This is a genomic window from Micromonospora sp. IBHARD004, assembly GCF_052814115.1.
Map to the genome: position 1 here is coordinate 670974 of NZ_CP199934.1, position 15046 is coordinate 686019.

Below are 15046 nucleotides of genomic sequence, written 5' to 3' on the forward strand. Positions count from 1 at the left end.
CGCCCCCGCGCCCGGCGGACCCGGCGGTGCGCCGGACGCGGGGTCGGCTCAGCACTTCACGGCGGCGAGCAGGCCGTGCCCGACCGGCAGCAGCGCGGGGATCCAGTGCTCCGACTCCCGGATCGCCTTGATCGTCTCCCGGACGGTGACCGTCTCAAGGTCGCGGGCGGCCGGGTCGCCGATCCGCCCGCCGGCCAGCGTGCCGTTGAGGGCGAGCACCCCGCCGGGCCGCAGCAGCCGCAGCGCCGCGTCCACGCAGGCGGTGAAGCCGGTCGCCTCGGCGTCGACGAAGACCAGGTCGTAGGCGCCGTCCGCGAGCCGCGGCAGCACGTCGAGGGCCCGGCCGGTGATGATCCGGGTACGCCCCGACGGGAACCCCGCCTCGACGAAGATCCGTCGGGCGATCCGCTGGTGCTCCACCTCCACGTCGATGGTGGTGAGCACCCCGTCGGCCCGCATGCCGCGCAGCAGCCAGACGCCGCTGACCCCGGTGCCGGTGCCGATCTCCACCACCGCCCGGGCGTTGCCGGCGGCGGCGAGCAGCCGCAGCGCGGCGCCGGCGCCCGGCGTCACCGCCTCGACACCCACCTCGTGGGCGAGGCTGCGGGCGGTCCGCAGCACCAGATCCTCGGTGACGTAGGACTCGGCGAACTGCAGGGCCTGGGCCGTCGAGTTGCCGGAACTGGCGACCGTGGCGATGGGACACCTCCGGGCGGCGGGAGTGGTGCGGGGGCGGGTTGGCGGTATGAGCCTAGAGGCGGGACCCGACGGGCGCAGCCGCGAGTCGGCCGCTTGACGATCACGGGCGGCAACCGCTGACTCCACCCGGGGCATCCGTGCAATCCTGGACGGTATCCCGCGTGGCGTTGCCGGACGGCTCCGCCGGATCGCGGCGCGGGATGCGGGACGGACTGGGAGGCACCGACGTGACCGACGGCTGGGACTGGCGCCAGCCCGGCGGAACTCCGGCACCGGCGGGACGGCCGGCGTCCGGGTCCCCGCCGGGGCCGTACGGGGGTGGCCAGACGTCGCCCTGGTGGTCCGACGCGCTCACCGACCCGTGGCGCGACCCGCACGCACCGGCCGCGGTGGTGGTGCCGGCCGCTCCCGCCGACGGCGGCGAGCCGGAGCCGGTCACCGACCCGGACGCCCCCAACCGGCCGAGGCTGCGCCAGGTCGTGCTGATCTCGCTGATCACCGCGTTGCTGGCCGGCTCGCTCGGCAGCGCCCTGACCTACGCCTTCCTGCGCGGCGGTGGCCCCGCCACCGTGCTCGGCGCCCGTCCCGCCGAGGCCCCGGCCCTGGCCCAGCGCAAGCCGGAGTCACTGGCCCGCGTCGCCGAGAAGGTCCTGCCCAGCGTGGTCACCGTCCGGGTGGCCAGCCTCGGCGGGATCAGCGAGGGTTCCGGCTTCATCGTCAGCGCCGACGGGCACGTGATCACCAACGACCACGTGGTCGCGGGCGGCACCGGCAAGGCCACGGTGGTCTTCAACGACGGCAGTACGACCCCGGCAAGCGTCGTCGGGCAGGACCCGGAGTCGGACATCGCGGTGATCAAGGTGTCCCGGAGCGGGCTCAGGCCGGTGGAGTTCGGTGACTCCGACGCGCTGGCCGTCGGTGACCCGGTGCTCGCCATCGGCTCGCCGCTCTCGCTGGCCAACACGGTCACCGCAGGGATCGTCAGCGCCCTGGACCGGACCATGCAGGCCGGCGAGCCGGGCGGCCCGGTGCGCTACTACGCGGCGATCCAGACCGACGCGGCGGTCAACCACGGCAACTCCGGCGGCCCGCTGGTCGACGGGGCCGGCCGGGTGGTCGGGGTGAACTCGACGATCAAGTCACTGGTTGCCGACGGGCAGGAGGCCGGCAACATCGGGCTCGCCTTCGCCATCCCGATCAACCAGGCCAAGCGGGTCACCCAGGAGATCATCGGCACCGGCAGGGCCCGGCGTACGGTGATCGGCGCCCAGGTGGGCGGCACGGGCGCGGCGGCCGGCAACGGCGTACGCCTCAACGCGGTGGAGCCGTCCGGCCCGGCGGCGGCGGCGGGGCTGAAGGCCGGCGACGTGATCCTGCGGCTGAACGGCCGGCCGTTGACCGAGCCGACGGACCTGGTCGCGCTGGTCCGCAAGTACGCGCCCGGGTCGGTGGTGACGGTCGAGTACCGGCGGGGATCCACCCGGCAGAACGCCTCGGTGACGCTCGCCGCAGATGCGAAGTGAGCACCGGTCACCCCCTCCCGGAGCGGCCCCCGACGTGCGTAGTCTTGCCCTGACACGGACGAGGAGGCCGGAGTGCTCGACAACCTGAACTGGTGGGAGATCGGCGCGCTGCTGCTCCTGGCGCTGCTGATCTTCGGGGACCGGCTGCCCACCGTGATCAACGACGGCCTCCGGATGGTCCGCAACCTGCGCAACATGGCCCGCAACGCCACCGGCGACCTGAGCCGCGAGCTGGGCACCGACATCCAGCTGGAGGATCTGCACCCGAAGGCGTTTATCCGGAAGCACCTGCTCAGCGAGGACGACGAGCAGGCGATCCGGAAGCCCCTGCAGAGCATGTACGACAACCTGCGCTCGGACGTCACCGGCGTGCACAACGAGCTGAAGGACGTCGCCAACGCGGCGGACCTGCGCGGCAACGGCACCCGCCCGGCCACGGCCACCGGCGGCGCCGTCCCCGCCCCGGCTCCCCGCCCCAGCTACGACGACGCCACCTGACCCGGGGGCAGCCGACACGCGAAGGGGCACCCCGCCACGGGGTGCCCCTTCGTCGTCAGGCAGCGGTCAGCGGCCGGCGGGCTTGAGGCCGAGCGGCTTGCCGAGGAGGGACTCGCGTCGGACCGCCAGCCGGTCGGCGATCTGGTTGAGCGCCCTGGCGGCCGGGGCGTCCGGCTCGGCCAGCACGATCGGGTTGCCGGCGTCGCCGCCCTCGCGGACCCGGGTGTCGAGCGGGATCTGACCCAGCAGCGGCACCTGCGCGCCGATGGTCCGGCTCAGCGACGCGGAGACCGCCTCGCCGCCGCCGGCGCCGAAGACCTCCACCCGCGAGCCGTCCGGCAGCTCCATCCAGGACATGTTCTCGATGACCCCGACCACCCGCTGGTGGGTCTGCAGCGCGATCGCGCCGGCCCGCTCGGCGACCTCGGCGGCCGCGGTCTGCGGGGTGGTGACCACCAGAATCTCGGCGTTGGGGAGCAGTTGGGCCACCGAGATGGCGATGTCGCCGGTGCCCGGGGGCAGGTCCAGCAGCAGGACGTCCAGGTCGCCCCAGTACACGTCGGCGAGGAACTGCTGCAACGCCCGGTGCAGCATCGGGCCGCGCCAGACCACCGCCGCGTTGCCCGGGGTGAACATGCCGATCGAGATGACCTTCACGCCGTGCGCCTGCGGCGGCATGATCATGTCCTCGACCCGGGTCGGGCTGCCCTCGGCGCCGAGCATCCGGGGCACCGAGTGGCCGTAGATGTCGGCGTCGACCACACCGACGGCGAGGCCGCGGGAGGCCAGCGCGGCGGCCAGGTTGACCGTGACGCTGGACTTGCCGACGCCGCCCTTGCCGCTGGCCACGGCGTACACCCGGGTGCGCGAGCCGGGCTGGGCGAACGGGATCACCGGCTCCTGGCTGGCGCCGCCGCCGCGCAGCTTCGACTGGAGCTCCTGGCGCTGCTCGGGGCTCATCACGCCGAACTCGATCTCGACACCCGTCACACCCGCCACCGCGGCCACGGCCGCGGTGATGTCGCTGCGCAGCTTGTCCTTCAGCGGGCAGCCGGCCACGGTGAGCAGCAGCTCGACCCGGACGACGCCGTCGTCGCCCACCACCGCGGAACGGACCATGCCCAGCTCGGTGATCGGCCGACGGATCTCCGGGTCGTTGACGGTGGCCAGGGCGGCCTGGATCGCGTCGGAGACGGTGCTGACGGGTGCTGACATGCCGGCAATGTTACGTCGGTGGTCATCGGCGGTCGCCGCTGGCGGGGGGCGGTGTGAGCGAATCGATGGCTCCGTCCGAGGCCCGGGCCGGTGGACCGGCGCCCGTCGGGCTCAGCCCTCCGGGCGGCCGTCCCGGGTCGCGAAGTCGCCGTCCAGGTCGTCGCGGGGCTCGTCGAGCGACTCGCCGCCGCCGCGTGCGGCGCGCTCCTGCTTCCGGCGTTCCAGCTTCTGCCGGCGCTGCGCCGCCTCGTCCAGCTCCTCGGCGAGCCGGGCCAGCTCGGAGCGGACGAAGTCCCGGGTGGCCACCTCGCCCATCGCGATCCGCAGCGCGGCGATCTCCCGGGCCAGGTACTCGGTGTCCGCCTTCTGCAGGGTCGCCCGCCGCCGGTCCTCCTCCAGCGCCACCCGGTCCCGGTCCGCCTGCCGGTTCTGCGCGAGCAGGATCAGCGGCGCCGCGTACGAGGCCTGCAACGACAGCACCAGGGTCAGGAACGTGAAGGTGTACGGGTCGAACTGCAGGTTCGTCGGGGCCAGCGTGTTCCAGACGAACCAGATGGCGATGACCACCGTCATGTAGACGATGAAGTTCGCCGTGCCCATGCCCCGGGCGATGCCCTCGGACCACCGGCCGAACGCCTCCGGGTCGAACCGGGGCAGCTTGACGCCGCGGGGCTCGCGCGGCTGGTCCAGCCGCTCGGCCCGGCGCTGCTCACTCATCGGTGTCGCCCGGCTCCGCCTCGGCGGCGGACGGGGCCGGTACGGCGTCCCGGTCCCGCCAGTCGCGGGGCAGCGAGTGGTCCAGCACGTCGTCGACGGTGACCGCCCCGACCAGCCGCATGCTGCGGTCCACCACCGGCATGGCGACCAGGTCGTAGGTGGCCATCCGGCGGGTGATCTCGGGCAGCGGCGTGGTCGGCCGGAGCGGGTCGATGTCGTTGACCACCACCCCGCCGAGCAGGTCCGCCGGGGGCTCGCGGAGCAGCCGCTGGAAGTGGACCATCCCCAGGTACCGGCCGGTGGGGGTGGTCATCGGCGCCCGGGTCACGAAGACCTGCGCGGCCACCGCGGGGGAGAGCTGCTCCTCCCGGATCCGGGCGAGCGCCTCCGCGACGGTGGCGTCCGGCGGCAGGATCACCGGCTCCGACGTCATCACGCTGCCGGCCGTGCCGGAGGCGTAGCGCAGCAGCTGACGGACCGGGTCGGCCTCGTCCGGCTCCATCAGGTCGAGCAGCACGTCCTGCTCCGGCGGGGGCAGCTCGTTGAGCAGGTCGGCGGCGTCGTCCGGGTCCATCTCCTCCAGCACGTCCGCGGCGCGTTCCCGGTCCAGCGCGGCCAGGATCTCCACCTGGTCGTGCTCGGGCAGCTCGCTGAGCACGTCGGCCAGCCGCTCGTCGTCCAGCGCGGCCGCCACCTCGTTGCGCCGGGCGTCGGGCAGGTCCTGCAGGGCGTTCGCCAGGTCGGCTGGGCGCATGTCCTCCAGCACGGCGAGCAGGTTCGCCGTACCCCGGTTGGCGGCGATGTCGCTCAGGCCGCGGACCCGGTCCCACTCGACCTGGTGCAGGTGGCCGCGGCGGGTGAGCCGGCCGGTCTGCTCGCGGACCGCGACCCGGGTCAGCGACCACTCGCCGCCCCGGCTGTGCTCCATCGCCACGTCGACCACCGTGCCCGGCTGGCCGCCCGGCTCCAACTGCACCCGCCGGTCGAGCAGCTCCTGGAGCACCAGCAGCTCGTTCGGGCGCTTCTCGAAGCGGCGCAGGTTGAGGGTGCCGCTGCCGAGCACGACGGCGTCCGCGTCGATGGAGGTGATCCGGTTGATGGAGAGGAAGATCCGCCGCCGCATCGGCATCTCGGCGACCAGCCCCACCACCTCCGGCGGGCGTTGGGTCGGCCGGAGCCGGGCCACCGCGTCACGCACCCGACCCACCTGGTCACCGTTCGGGTCGAAGACGGCGACTCCGGCGAGTCGGGCGATGTAGACCCGGTTCGGCATGCTCACGGGCACCAGCCTAAAGGCCTAGTGTTTATCAACATGTCGACCTTGGCCTACGAGATCGTGGACGTCTTCACCGACCGCCCCTTCGCCGGCAACCCGCTGGCCGTGGTGTTCGGCGCCGAAGGGCTGGCCGCCGAGCAGATGCAGGCGCTCGCGCTGGAGTTCAACCTGTCCGAGACGGTGTTCGTGCTGCCGCCCACACAGGTCGGGGCGACCTACCGCGCGCGGATCTTCACCCCGGCCGAGGAGTTGCCGTTCGCCGGGCACCCGAGCGTCGGCGCCGCGGTCACCGCCAGCCGCCGGGGGATGTTCGACGTGGGCCGGGTCACCCAGGAGTGCGGCGCCGGCGTGCTGCCGATCGAGGTGACCGCGACGGGCGCGACGCTCACCGGCGGTTCGCCCACCCTCGGCCCCGAGCTGGACCCGGAGCCGCTGCTGGAGATGGCCGGCCTCACCGCCGCCGACCACGCCGGCCCCCCGCCGCGGGTGGCCGGCTGCGGCCTGGAGTTCCCCTACCTTCCGGTACGCCCGGACGCGGTGGCCCGCGCCCGGGTGAACGCGGCGGCGGCGAAGCGGTACGGCGTGGAGCACGTCAGCGTCTTCTCCTGGGACCCCGACACCCAAACCGCGCACGCCCGGGTCTTCGTGCCGGGCCTCGGCGTGCCGGAGGACCCGGCGACCGGCTCGGCGGCCCTCGGGCTGGGCGTCTGGCTGGTCGCCACCGGGCTGCTCCCCGGCGAGGGGCGCTCGGAGTACGCCGTGCGCCAGGGCGTCGAGATCCACCGGCCGTCCGCGCTGGCCTGCACCGTCACGGCGGCGGGCGGGGTGGCCGTGGGGGCGACCGTCGCCGGCCAGGTGATGCCGGTGGCGCGGGGCGAGATCGCCGTCCCACCCTTCGTGGGCTGACCGACCCCGCCGAGGTACCGCCACGACGCCGTGCCGGGCGATACCGTGCGGCTGACGGTCCCCGCCGGCCCGGCCGGCGGCGTACGAGAGGATGTCCGGGTGACGGACGAGCTGGACGGCCGGGAGACGACGCCGCTGGTCGACGAGGCGATGAAGAAGGCGGCCGTCTGCTGGGTGAGCGTCGGGGACGGGCCGGCGTACGCGCTGTGGTGCCTGCCGTTCGAGGGCGCGCTCCTCGTCGTCACCGGGCCCGGCGAGCAGTCCGCGCCCGGCCTGGCCGACGCCACCGAGGCCCGGGTCAGCCTCCGCGGCGACCACGGCGGACGGATCGTCACCTGGCCGGCCCGGGTGACCCGGCTGCGACCGGGCACCGAGGAGTGGACCACGGCCGCGCCGCTGGTCGCGGCGAAGCGGCTGAACGCGCCCGGTCCCTCGGCCGCCCTGGTCGACCGCTGGGCGGCCGAGGGCTGCGCGCTGAGCCGGCTGGCGCCGGCGGGTGCGCCCGTCGCGGGCGCCGACCTGCCGGCGGAGTCCCTGGCGGAGGAGCCGCGGCCGGCCCCGGTGGTGCGGGCCACCCGCAAGCCGTTCCGGCTGCACAAGGTCCGCCGCCGCTGACCCGCCGCCCTACGCACCCCCGGACGCGTCGCCGGCGTCGGCCGGGTCAGGGGACGGCGCAGGCGACCGGCTCGACGGCGGCGTCGACCAGTTCGAGGACCTCGGTCAGCGAGGTCAGCGCCCGTCCCGTCCAGCCCCGTTCGGCGTTGAAGACCATGTGTTCGGCCAGGTCCGGCGCGGCCAGCCGGACCGCCGTCATCCCGGCCCGCTCGGCGCCGGTGAGTTCCTGACTGCCGCCGTCGCCCACGTAGAGGCAGTCGGCCGGGGCCAGTTCGAGCCGCCGGCACGCGGCCAGGTAGAGCGCCTGGTCCGGCTTGCAGCGTCCCACCTGCACGGAGAAGACCCGGACGTCCAGCAGCGGGGCGATCGCCAGCCGGGGCAGGAACACCGGCAGCTCGTGCGTGCAGTCGCTGATCAGCCCGGTGCGTACGCCCCGCTGGCGCAGCCCGGCGAGCACCGGCACCGCCTCGTCCCGCAGCCGGGTGTCGGCGCGTACGGCCCGGTGACGGGACGCGACGGCGGCCCGGACGGCCGCGTCCGACGGGTGCACGCCGGCCTGGTCGCAGACCCAGCGCAGGGTCGCCTCGGCGTTGCCGAGCAGCCCGCTGGCCCGCTGGTAGTAGGTGCGGTCGAGCACCTCCACCAGGGTGTCACTCGGGCAGCCGAGCAGCTCGGCGGTGGAGCGGTGGGCCGCGCCGCGCTGGACGGACCGGGTGAGCGTGCCGAAGAAATCGAACAACACCGCCTGGAACCTGGGCATGGGGGAGCGCCTCCGGGCGTCGAGGGGTCGCCGGCGCGGACGCGCTGATCGTAACGGAGTACTGACGGTCCGTGCTGTCCCGTGCCGTGTGAGGATTGCTCTCCGTGTCCTCCGATCCGCACCGCCCGCCCCTGGACCCGCTGACCGTCGGCGTGGTCGTGGTCGCCGTCGCGGCCGTCTCGTCCTCCGCCCCGCTGGTCGCCTTCGCGGCCGCTCCCGCCCTCGCCATCGCGTTCTGGCGCAACCTGCTCTCGGTGGCCGTGCTCGGCCCGTTCTCGCTGGTGAAGCGGCGTGGGGAGTTCCGCGCGCTGGCCGTCGGCGCCGGCCGGCGGGAGGGCCTGTACTGCGTGCTGTCCGGGGTGGCGCTGGCCGCGCACTTCGCCACCTGGATGCCGAGCGCGCAGCTCACCTCGGTCGCCGCGGCCACCGCGCTGGGCGCGACGCAGCCGGTGTGGCAGGGGCTGATTGCCCGCTGGCAGGGCCGGCGCCTGCCGGTGGCGGTCTGGGCGGGCATCGCGGTGGCGGTGGTCGGCGCGGCGCTGGCCACCGGCGCCGACTTCGGCGCCTCCGGCCGGGCCTTCGCCGGTGACCTGCTCGCCGTGACGGGCGGGATGTTCGCCGCCGTCTACACCGCCTTCGGCGAGCGGGCCCGGGCCACCATCAGCACCACCACGTACACCACCATCTGCTACGGCGTCTGCGCGGCGATCCTGCTGGTGGTATGCCTGCTCGGCGGGGTACGCCTGCACGGCTACGACTGCGCCACCTGGCTGGCCATTCTCGGCCTGGTGGCCGGCGCCCAGCTGCTCGGCCACTCGATGTTCAACTACGCCCTGCACCGGATCTCCGCCACCACGGTCAGCGTGCTGATCCTGCTGGAGGCGCCCGGGGCGGCCCTGATCGCCTGGGTGTGGCTGGGTCAGCTGCCCCGCCCGCTCGCCCTGCCCGGTCTGGGCCTGCTCCTGGCCGGCGTGGTCGTGGTCGTGCTCGCCGGCGCCCGTGCCCCCCGCCGCCCCGCCCCGGTGCCCCTGCCCGCCGATCCCGCACCCCTCGGCGACTGAGCCACCGCCGCCCTTCCCCTGACCCGGCTCCACGGATTCCCGTGAAGAGTGGCCATTCCCCAGCCGGCGGGGCGGCTTTCCGTGAAAGTGCGGGGGTGGGGATGGCGCGGGAGCAGGCGGACGACGACGAGGCCGGGCGCGGCACCGTCGTCACGCCCTCGGCCGAGTTTCCCCCGCTGGCGCCGGACGAGCGCGCGGCGCTGCGCCGGATCGGCGAACGCTGGCGCGGCGCCCGCCGGCCGGATGAGCTGCCCGTCGACCCGACGCTGGGTCGCAACGGGCGCCGGCCGGCGCCGAGCCGCTTCGGCCGGTTGGCGCCGATCGAGATGTTCACCGTCGAAAAGCCGGACGAGCTGGTCGCCACCGAGCCGGCGCAGCTGCCCGGCTCGCGGCTGGGGCGCGGGCTGACCCGACTCCGGCAGGCGCTGTTCGGCCCGCCGTTGCGCAGCTCCGCCGTGCTGTACGAGCGGATGCGGAAGCTGGTCGCCCTGCCGGTCCTCTCCTCGGACCTGCTCAGTTCGGTCGCGTACGGACCGGAGGCGATGCTGACCGTGCTGGTGCTGGCCGGCGGCGGGGCGCTCGGGCTCTCCCTGCCGCTGGCCGCCCTGCTGGTCGTGCTGATGATCGCGGTGGGGTTGTCGTACCGGCAGACCATCCCGGCCTATCCGCACGGCGCCGGCTCCTACATCGTGGCCGGTGACAACCTCGGCGCCACCGCCGGGCTCATCGCAGCAGCCGGGTTGATGCTCGACTACGTGCTGACCGTCTCGGTGTCGGTGGCGGCCGGGATGAACGCGGTCACCTCGGCGCTGCCCGGGCTGAGCCCGGTCGCCGTGCCCCTCGGCGTGCTGGTGATCGCGGTGCTGCTGGCCGGGAACCTGCGCGGGGTGCGGACCGCCGGCAACATCTTCGTGCTGCCCACGTACGCCTTCGTGGCCACCCTGGTGGCGCTGCTGGTGGTCGGCTACCTGCGCGCGGCGGGCCGGGGGTTCGCGCCGGCGCCCCCACCGGCGGTGCCGGCGGCCGAGGGGTTGGGTCTGCTGCTGGTGTTGCGCGCGTTCGCCTCCGGCGCGGTGTCGATGACCGGCATCGAGGCGGTGTCGAACGCGGTGCCGGCGTTCCGGCCCACCGAGTGGCGCAACGCCCGCACCACCCTGGGCTGGATGGTCGGCATGCTGGTGGTGCTCTTCGCCGGGCTGGTCGTCCTGATCCACCTGGCCGGCCTGGTGCCCCGGCCGGGGGAGACCCTGCTCTCCCAGCTCGGCCGGGTCACCTTCCCCACCGGCCCCTGGTACGCCCTGCTCCAGGCCACCACCGCGCTGATCCTGCTGCTGGCGGCGAACACCGCGTTCAACGACTTCCCCCGGCTGCTCTTCTTCATGGCCCGGGCCGGCCACGCCCCCCGCCGGTTCCTGCACCTGGGTGACCGGCTGGAGTTCAGCAACGGGCTGGTCGCGCTCGCCCTCACGGCGACGGTGATCTTCGTGGTGTTCGGCGGGCACACCGAGTCGCTGATCCCGCTCTACGCGGTCGGGGTCTTCCTCGCGTTCACCCTCTCCCAGGCCGGCATGGTGGTGCACTGGCGGCGCCGGCACGGCCGGGGCTGGCGGCATCGCCTGGCGTTGAACGCGGTCGGTGCCGCGCTCTCCGGGCTGGTGCTGCTGACGGCCGCGGTCGCCAAGTTCGCCGAGGGTGCCTGGGTGGTGGTGATCGCCGTGCCCCTGCTGGTGCTGCTCTTCCGCCGGATCCACGGGCACTACGCCACGCTGGACCGGGCGCTGGCGCTGCATCCGCCGCCAGCGGACGGGTCCGTGGCACGCGCCGGGCCCGCCGAGGGCGAGGAGCTGCCCCAGGAGGTACGCCACCTGGTGATCGTGCCGGTCGCCCGGTTGAACCGGGCGTCGCTGCGCGCGCTGGCGTACGCGGCGTCGCTGGGCCAGCCGACGCTGGCCGTGCACATCGCGCCGGAGGACGCCGAGGCGGACCGGTTCCGGGAGCAGTGGCGGGCCTGGGGTGACCATGTGCGGCTGGAGACGATCGTCTCGCCGTACCGGGCGGTGATCGGGCCGCTGGCGCACTACCTGGAGGCGCTGCACGCCGCCCGGGCCGAGCTGACGCTGACCGTGATCGTGCCGGAGGTGGTGCTGCGCCGCCGCTGGCACCGGCTGCTGCACAGCCGGGCCGAGCAGCGGCTGCGGTCCGCCCTGCGGGCGCTGCCGGGGGTGGTGGTCACCAGCATCCCGGTGCACATCTCCGAGTGAGGCTCACAGGTACGCCGCGAAGTGCTCCGCGACCAGCCCGCTGACCGCCTCGGCGTCCCGGCCGCCGTCCACTTCGATCACCCGTACGCCCAGCTCCCGGGCCCGGGCGGCGGCGTCCGCCGCGACCAGTTCGTCCCGGGCCAGCCGGTTGCGCAGCGCGCGCTCCGGGTCGCTGACCCCCGGGTGCCGCGCGGTCGCCCGGGGCAGCCGTCCGGCCTGGTACGCCCGGAACTCCGGCGTCGGCACCAGCACCACCATCTGCCCGGTCGACTCGACGACCGGGGCGACCAGCTCCGGCCGCAGCCCCCACCCCTCGACGACCACCCGCCGGCCGCTGACCAGGGCGCTGAGGTCGTCCAGCACCCATTCGAAGCGGCGCGGGAAGCCGGCCAGGGTGTCGGCGGCCATCCGTCCGGGATCGGTGTGCACCCAGACCGCGTCCGGGTCGGGGCCGGTGGCCGGCTCACCGCGCCGGACCCGTTCGGCAAACCGCCGGTCCTCGTGCCCCCGGGCGTCGTGCCGGTCGTAGAGGTACGCGGTCAGCCCGTACCGCAGGGCCAGGGTGACGGCGAGGTGGTCTTGCCGGCCCACTGGGCGCCGCCGATCCAGAGCGCCCGCCGGGCGGTGGCCAGGGGATCGAAGTCCATGCCGATGAGGGTGCGCGCCGCCAGCACCAAGATCAAGTCTTGTTCTGGCCGGTCCCGCGTGGTGAAGTGGAGGAGAGCGAGGTCGGTCAGACCTCGTTGACCTCCAGCACCTGGGTGACCGGCGCGGCCTCGCCGAGCCCGTCGCGCAACGCGACCCGCTCCGGGTCGGCCAGGAACGACTCGTAGCCGGACCGGCCGGCGAACCGGATCACGTGCGTCTCGCGCCGCCCGTCGCCGGTACGCAGCCGCCGTTCCAGCCGCCCACCGTGCCGCCCGAGCAGCGCGAGCACCCGGTCCTCGTACCGCTGGCCGGCCTCGACCGCGTCGGCGGCGAAGTCGACCAGCGCGACCAGGCGCACGACGCCGGCGGGGTTCTCCACCAGCGGCTTCCAGAAGTGGTGGCCGACGTGCCCGCCCGGGATGCCGTCCCGGATGCCGGTGTCCGAGTAGCCGTGCCGCCGGTAGAAGCCCGGCGCCTGGAAGGAGAACGACGACAGGGAGATCTCCGTGCAGCCCCGGCGCCGGGCCTCCTCCTCGGCGGCCCGCAGCATCCGGCCGCCCCAGCCCTGGTGCCGGCGGTCCGCCCGGACCCACAGCATGTTGACGCCCGCCCGACCACCCCAGGTCCAGCCGGCCAGCCCGCCGAGCAGTTCCCCGTCCGGGCCGGTCACCCGCACCGACAGCTCGGCCTCGTCGTCCGCGCCGGTCGCCGCGTTGTTGTACGCGGTCAGCTCCCGTTCGAGCCGGGCCGACAGCTCCGCGTCCTCGCCGCCCACCCGCAACTCCCCGGCCGGTCCGCCGGCCTCCGTGGCGCTCGTCGACCGGCCGGCGTCGGTGCTCCGCGCACCGGTGTGGTTCCCCGTCATGCGGCGGAGTATCGCAGCGGGAGGGCCCGCTCCGACACCGGAAAACCTGTCAGCCGTCGATGCCGACGGCCTTGGCGCTGGCCTTCCAGAGCCGGGCGGCGAGCCGCGGGTCGGCCGCCTTGGCGAGCGGCCGGCGCGGTCGCCGGTCGTGGTAGTAGCCGCCGTCGATCAGCCGGGACGGGTCCTGGTTGGCCAGCCAGACCAGCGTCTCCGCGCCCTTCTCCGGGCTGCGGAACGGCAGCAGCCGCATGCCCAGCGCGACCAGCCGGCTCTCGTTGCCGAACCGGGTCCGCACCACGCCCGGGTGGAACGAGTACGCCGGCACGTCCGGCCAGCGCCGGGCCGCCTCGGCGGTGAAGAGGATGTTCGCCTGCTTGCTGGTCCCGTACGCCTGCATCGGGCGGTAGCGGCGCAGCGCGGCGTTGAGGTCGTCGGGGTCCAGCGCCCCGCTGCGGTGCGCGCCGGAGGCGGTCACCACCATCCGCCCGATCCGGTCGGCGAGCAGGTTGCTGAGCAGGAACGGGGCCAGATGGTTGGCCTGCATGGTCAACTCGAAACCGTCGACCGTGGTCGCCGGCTGGAGCACGATGGCACCGGCGTTGTTGGCCAGCACGTCGATCCGGTCGTACGACTCCCGCAGCCGCTCGGCGAGCCGGCGGACGTCGTCGAGGACGGCGAAGTCGGCGCGGAACAGCTCCGGGCGCTCGCCGCAGGACTCGCGGACCCGGTCCCCGGCCGACTGCAGCCGGGCCGGGTCCCGGCCGACCAGCACCACCCGGTCGCCCCGGCGGGACAGGTCGACGGCGGCGGCCAGTCCGATGCCGGAGCTGGCGCCCGTCACCACCACGGTCCGACGCCCAGTGAGATCTTCCACAGGTCCATTCACCCCGGTCACGGCACGAGGTTACCGTGACGTCACCACGCCCTTTGGGATCGTTAAGTTTTCGGCTTTTCACTCATCGGCGTCGGCGTGCCCGCCGGACGCCGGAAGGAGCGCATCCATGGCCGCTGTCGGTCGCCCCCGCCGGTCCTGCCTCGCGGTACCCGGTTCCAGCGTCAAGATGCTCGGCAAGGCCCAGGGCCTGCCGGCCGACCAGGTCTTCCTGGACCTGGAGGACGCGGTCGCCCCGCTGGCCAAGCCGGACGCCCGGAAGAACATCGTCGCCGCCCTGAACGAGGGCGACTGGGCCGGCAAGACCCGGGTGGTCCGGGTGAACGACCTGACCACGCCGTGGACCTACCGGGACGTCATCGAGGTGGTCGAGGGCGCCGGCGCGAACCTGGACTGCATCATGCTGCCGAAGGTGCAGAACGCCGCCCAGGTGCAGTGGCTGGACCTGACGCTCACCCAGATCGAGAAGACGCTCGGCCTGGAGGTCGGCCGGATCGGCATCGAGGCGCAGATCGAGAACGCCGCCGGCCTGGTCAACGTCGACGCCATCGCGGCCGCCTCGCCCCGGGTGGAGACCATCATCTTCGGCCCGGCCGACTTCATGGCCTCGATCAACATGAAGTCGCTGGTGGTCGGCGCGCTGATCCCGGACTACCCGGGCGACCCGTACCACTACATCCTGATGCGGATCCTGATGGCCGCCAGGATGCACGACAAGCAGGCCATCGACGGCCCGTTCCTGCAGATCCGGGACGTCGACGCGTTCCGCGAGGTGGCCAAGCGCTCGGCCGCGCTGGGCTTCGACGGCAAGTGGGTGCTGCACCCGGGCCAGATCGACGCGGCCAACGAGGTCTACTCCCCGGCCCAGGCCGACTACGACCACGCGGAGCTGATCCTCGACGCGTACGACCACTACACCTCGGAGGCGGGCGGCAAGCTCGGCGCGGTGATGCTCGGCGACGAGATGATCGACGAGGCGTCCCGCAAGATGGCCCTGGTGATCGCCGCCAAGGGGCGCGCGGCCGGGATGACCCGTACGTCGAGCTTCACCCCGCCGTCGGAGTGAGCGCAGGCCGCCCCCGTCGGGGCGGCGCGGGGGGCCGTCCCGGC

Annotated in this window: 15 protein-coding genes; 7 read left to right on the forward strand and 8 right to left on the reverse strand. The window is 74.4% G+C overall.

Going from position 1 to position 15046, the window contains the following annotated elements:
* Positions 1-48: 48 nt before the first annotated feature.
* On the reverse strand, positions 49-657 hold the full coding sequence (locus tag ACTWO6_RS03335; protein WP_446220544.1) for an O-methyltransferase: 609 nt from the start codon (positions 655-657) through the stop codon (positions 49-51).
* A gap of 254 nt (positions 658-911) precedes the next feature.
* Here ACTWO6_RS03335 and ACTWO6_RS03340 point away from each other — a divergent pair, with 254 nt between their 5' ends.
* Positions 912-2222 (forward strand): S1C family serine protease, encoded by a 1311-nt coding sequence (locus ACTWO6_RS03340; RefSeq protein WP_446220545.1) that lies wholly within the window; start codon positions 912-914, stop codon positions 2220-2222.
* 72 nt (positions 2223-2294) lie between these two features.
* Positions 2295-2720, forward strand: coding sequence for a preprotein translocase subunit TatB (locus ACTWO6_RS03345; RefSeq protein WP_446218162.1), 426 nt, complete (start codon positions 2295-2297; stop codon positions 2718-2720).
* A 66-nt stretch (positions 2721-2786) separates the two neighbouring features.
* Here ACTWO6_RS03345 and ACTWO6_RS03350 read toward each other — a convergent pair whose 3' ends face one another.
* The 3 genes from ACTWO6_RS03350 to ACTWO6_RS03360 all read right to left on the reverse strand — a co-directional run bounded on the left by ACTWO6_RS03350 (position 2787) and on the right by ACTWO6_RS03360 (position 5931).
* Entirely contained in the window at positions 2787-3935 is a 1149-nt protein-coding gene (locus ACTWO6_RS03350; RefSeq protein WP_446218163.1) for an Mrp/NBP35 family ATP-binding protein, read from the reverse strand.
* Positions 3936-4046: 111 nt separating this feature from the next.
* Positions 4047-4652 (reverse strand): DUF1003 domain-containing protein, encoded by a 606-nt coding sequence (locus ACTWO6_RS03355; protein WP_446218164.1) that lies wholly within the window; start codon positions 4650-4652, stop codon positions 4047-4049.
* Positions 4645-5931 carry a magnesium transporter MgtE N-terminal domain-containing protein gene (locus ACTWO6_RS03360; RefSeq protein WP_446218165.1) on the reverse strand — a complete coding sequence of 429 codons (1287 nt, stop codon included), beginning with the start codon at positions 5929-5931 and terminating at the stop codon, positions 4645-4647. Before ACTWO6_RS03360 ends, ACTWO6_RS03355 begins: the two co-directional genes overlap by 8 nt.
* Before the next feature lie 33 nt (positions 5932-5964).
* On the opposite strand from ACTWO6_RS03360, the gene ACTWO6_RS03365 reads away from it, so the two are divergent.
* Together ACTWO6_RS03365 and ACTWO6_RS03370 are read left to right on the forward strand one after the other, a co-directional pair.
* Complete coding sequence (locus ACTWO6_RS03365; protein WP_446218166.1) at positions 5965-6834, forward strand: PhzF family phenazine biosynthesis protein; 870 nt, start codon at positions 5965-5967, stop codon at positions 6832-6834.
* Between the two features lie 150 nt (positions 6835-6984).
* The gene (locus ACTWO6_RS03370; RefSeq protein ID WP_446220546.1) at positions 6985-7449 is read left to right on the forward strand and encodes a hypothetical protein; all 465 of its coding nucleotides are present in this window, start codon (positions 6985-6987) and stop codon (positions 7447-7449) included.
* Between the two features lie 46 nt (positions 7450-7495).
* Here the strand turns inward: ACTWO6_RS03370 and ACTWO6_RS03375 are convergent, their stop codons facing one another.
* Complete coding sequence (locus ACTWO6_RS03375; protein ID WP_446218167.1) at positions 7496-8209, reverse strand: HAD family hydrolase; 714 nt, start codon at positions 8207-8209, stop codon at positions 7496-7498.
* Between the two features lie 104 nt (positions 8210-8313).
* Between ACTWO6_RS03375 and ACTWO6_RS03380 the strand changes: the two genes are divergently transcribed.
* Both ACTWO6_RS03380 and ACTWO6_RS03385 read left to right on the forward strand, forming a co-directional pair.
* Positions 8314-9270, forward strand: a complete 957-nt coding sequence (locus tag ACTWO6_RS03380; protein WP_446218168.1) for a DMT family transporter — start codon at positions 8314-8316, stop codon at positions 9268-9270.
* A 101-nt stretch (positions 9271-9371) separates the two neighbouring features.
* Positions 9372-11531, forward strand: coding sequence for an amino acid permease (locus ACTWO6_RS03385; protein WP_446220547.1), 2160 nt, complete (start codon positions 9372-9374; stop codon positions 11529-11531).
* A 3-nt stretch (positions 11532-11534) separates the two neighbouring features.
* Here the strand turns inward: ACTWO6_RS03385 and ACTWO6_RS03390 are convergent, their stop codons facing one another.
* The 3 genes from ACTWO6_RS03390 to ACTWO6_RS03400 all read right to left on the reverse strand — a co-directional run bounded on the left by ACTWO6_RS03390 (position 11535) and on the right by ACTWO6_RS03400 (position 13918).
* Positions 11535-12122, reverse strand: a complete 588-nt coding sequence (locus tag ACTWO6_RS03390) for a hypothetical protein (RefSeq protein WP_446218169.1) — start codon at positions 12120-12122, stop codon at positions 11535-11537.
* A 142-nt stretch (positions 12123-12264) separates the two neighbouring features.
* Positions 12265-13044, reverse strand: coding sequence for a GNAT family N-acetyltransferase (locus tag ACTWO6_RS03395; protein ID WP_446218170.1), 780 nt, complete (start codon positions 13042-13044; stop codon positions 12265-12267).
* A gap of 49 nt (positions 13045-13093) precedes the next feature.
* Positions 13094-13918 carry an SDR family NAD(P)-dependent oxidoreductase gene (locus tag ACTWO6_RS03400; protein WP_446218171.1) on the reverse strand — a complete coding sequence of 275 codons (825 nt, stop codon included), beginning with the start codon at positions 13916-13918 and terminating at the stop codon, positions 13094-13096.
* A gap of 127 nt (positions 13919-14045) precedes the next feature.
* On the opposite strand from ACTWO6_RS03400, the gene ACTWO6_RS03405 reads away from it, so the two are divergent.
* The gene (locus tag ACTWO6_RS03405) at positions 14046-15002 is read left to right on the forward strand and encodes an HpcH/HpaI aldolase/citrate lyase family protein (RefSeq protein WP_446218172.1); all 957 of its coding nucleotides are present in this window, start codon (positions 14046-14048) and stop codon (positions 15000-15002) included.
* The last annotated feature ends 44 nt before the right edge of the window (positions 15003-15046 follow it).

Coding starts and splice junctions, on each gene's coding strand:
- ACTWO6_RS03350 (WP_446218163.1), bottom strand. CDS start 3,935: ATGTCAGCACCCGTCAGCACCGTCTCCGACGCGATCCAGGCCGCCCTG.
- ACTWO6_RS03355 (WP_446218164.1), bottom strand. CDS start 4,652: ATGAGTGAGCAGCGCCGGGCCGAGCGGCTGGACCAGCCGCGCGAGCCC.
- ACTWO6_RS03365 (WP_446218166.1), top strand. CDS start 5,965: ATGTCGACCTTGGCCTACGAGATCGTGGACGTCTTCACCGACCGCCCC.
- ACTWO6_RS03370 (WP_446220546.1), top strand. CDS start 6,985: ATGAAGAAGGCGGCCGTCTGCTGGGTGAGCGTCGGGGACGGGCCGGCG.
- ACTWO6_RS03375 (WP_446218167.1), bottom strand. CDS start 8,209: ATGCCCAGGTTCCAGGCGGTGTTGTTCGATTTCTTCGGCACGCTCACC.
- ACTWO6_RS03385 (WP_446220547.1), top strand. CDS start 9,372: ATGGCGCGGGAGCAGGCGGACGACGACGAGGCCGGGCGCGGCACCGTC.
- ACTWO6_RS03395 (WP_446218170.1), bottom strand. CDS start 13,044: ATGACGGGGAACCACACCGGTGCGCGGAGCACCGACGCCGGCCGGTCG.
- ACTWO6_RS03405 (WP_446218172.1), top strand. CDS start 14,046: ATGGCCGCTGTCGGTCGCCCCCGCCGGTCCTGCCTCGCGGTACCCGGT.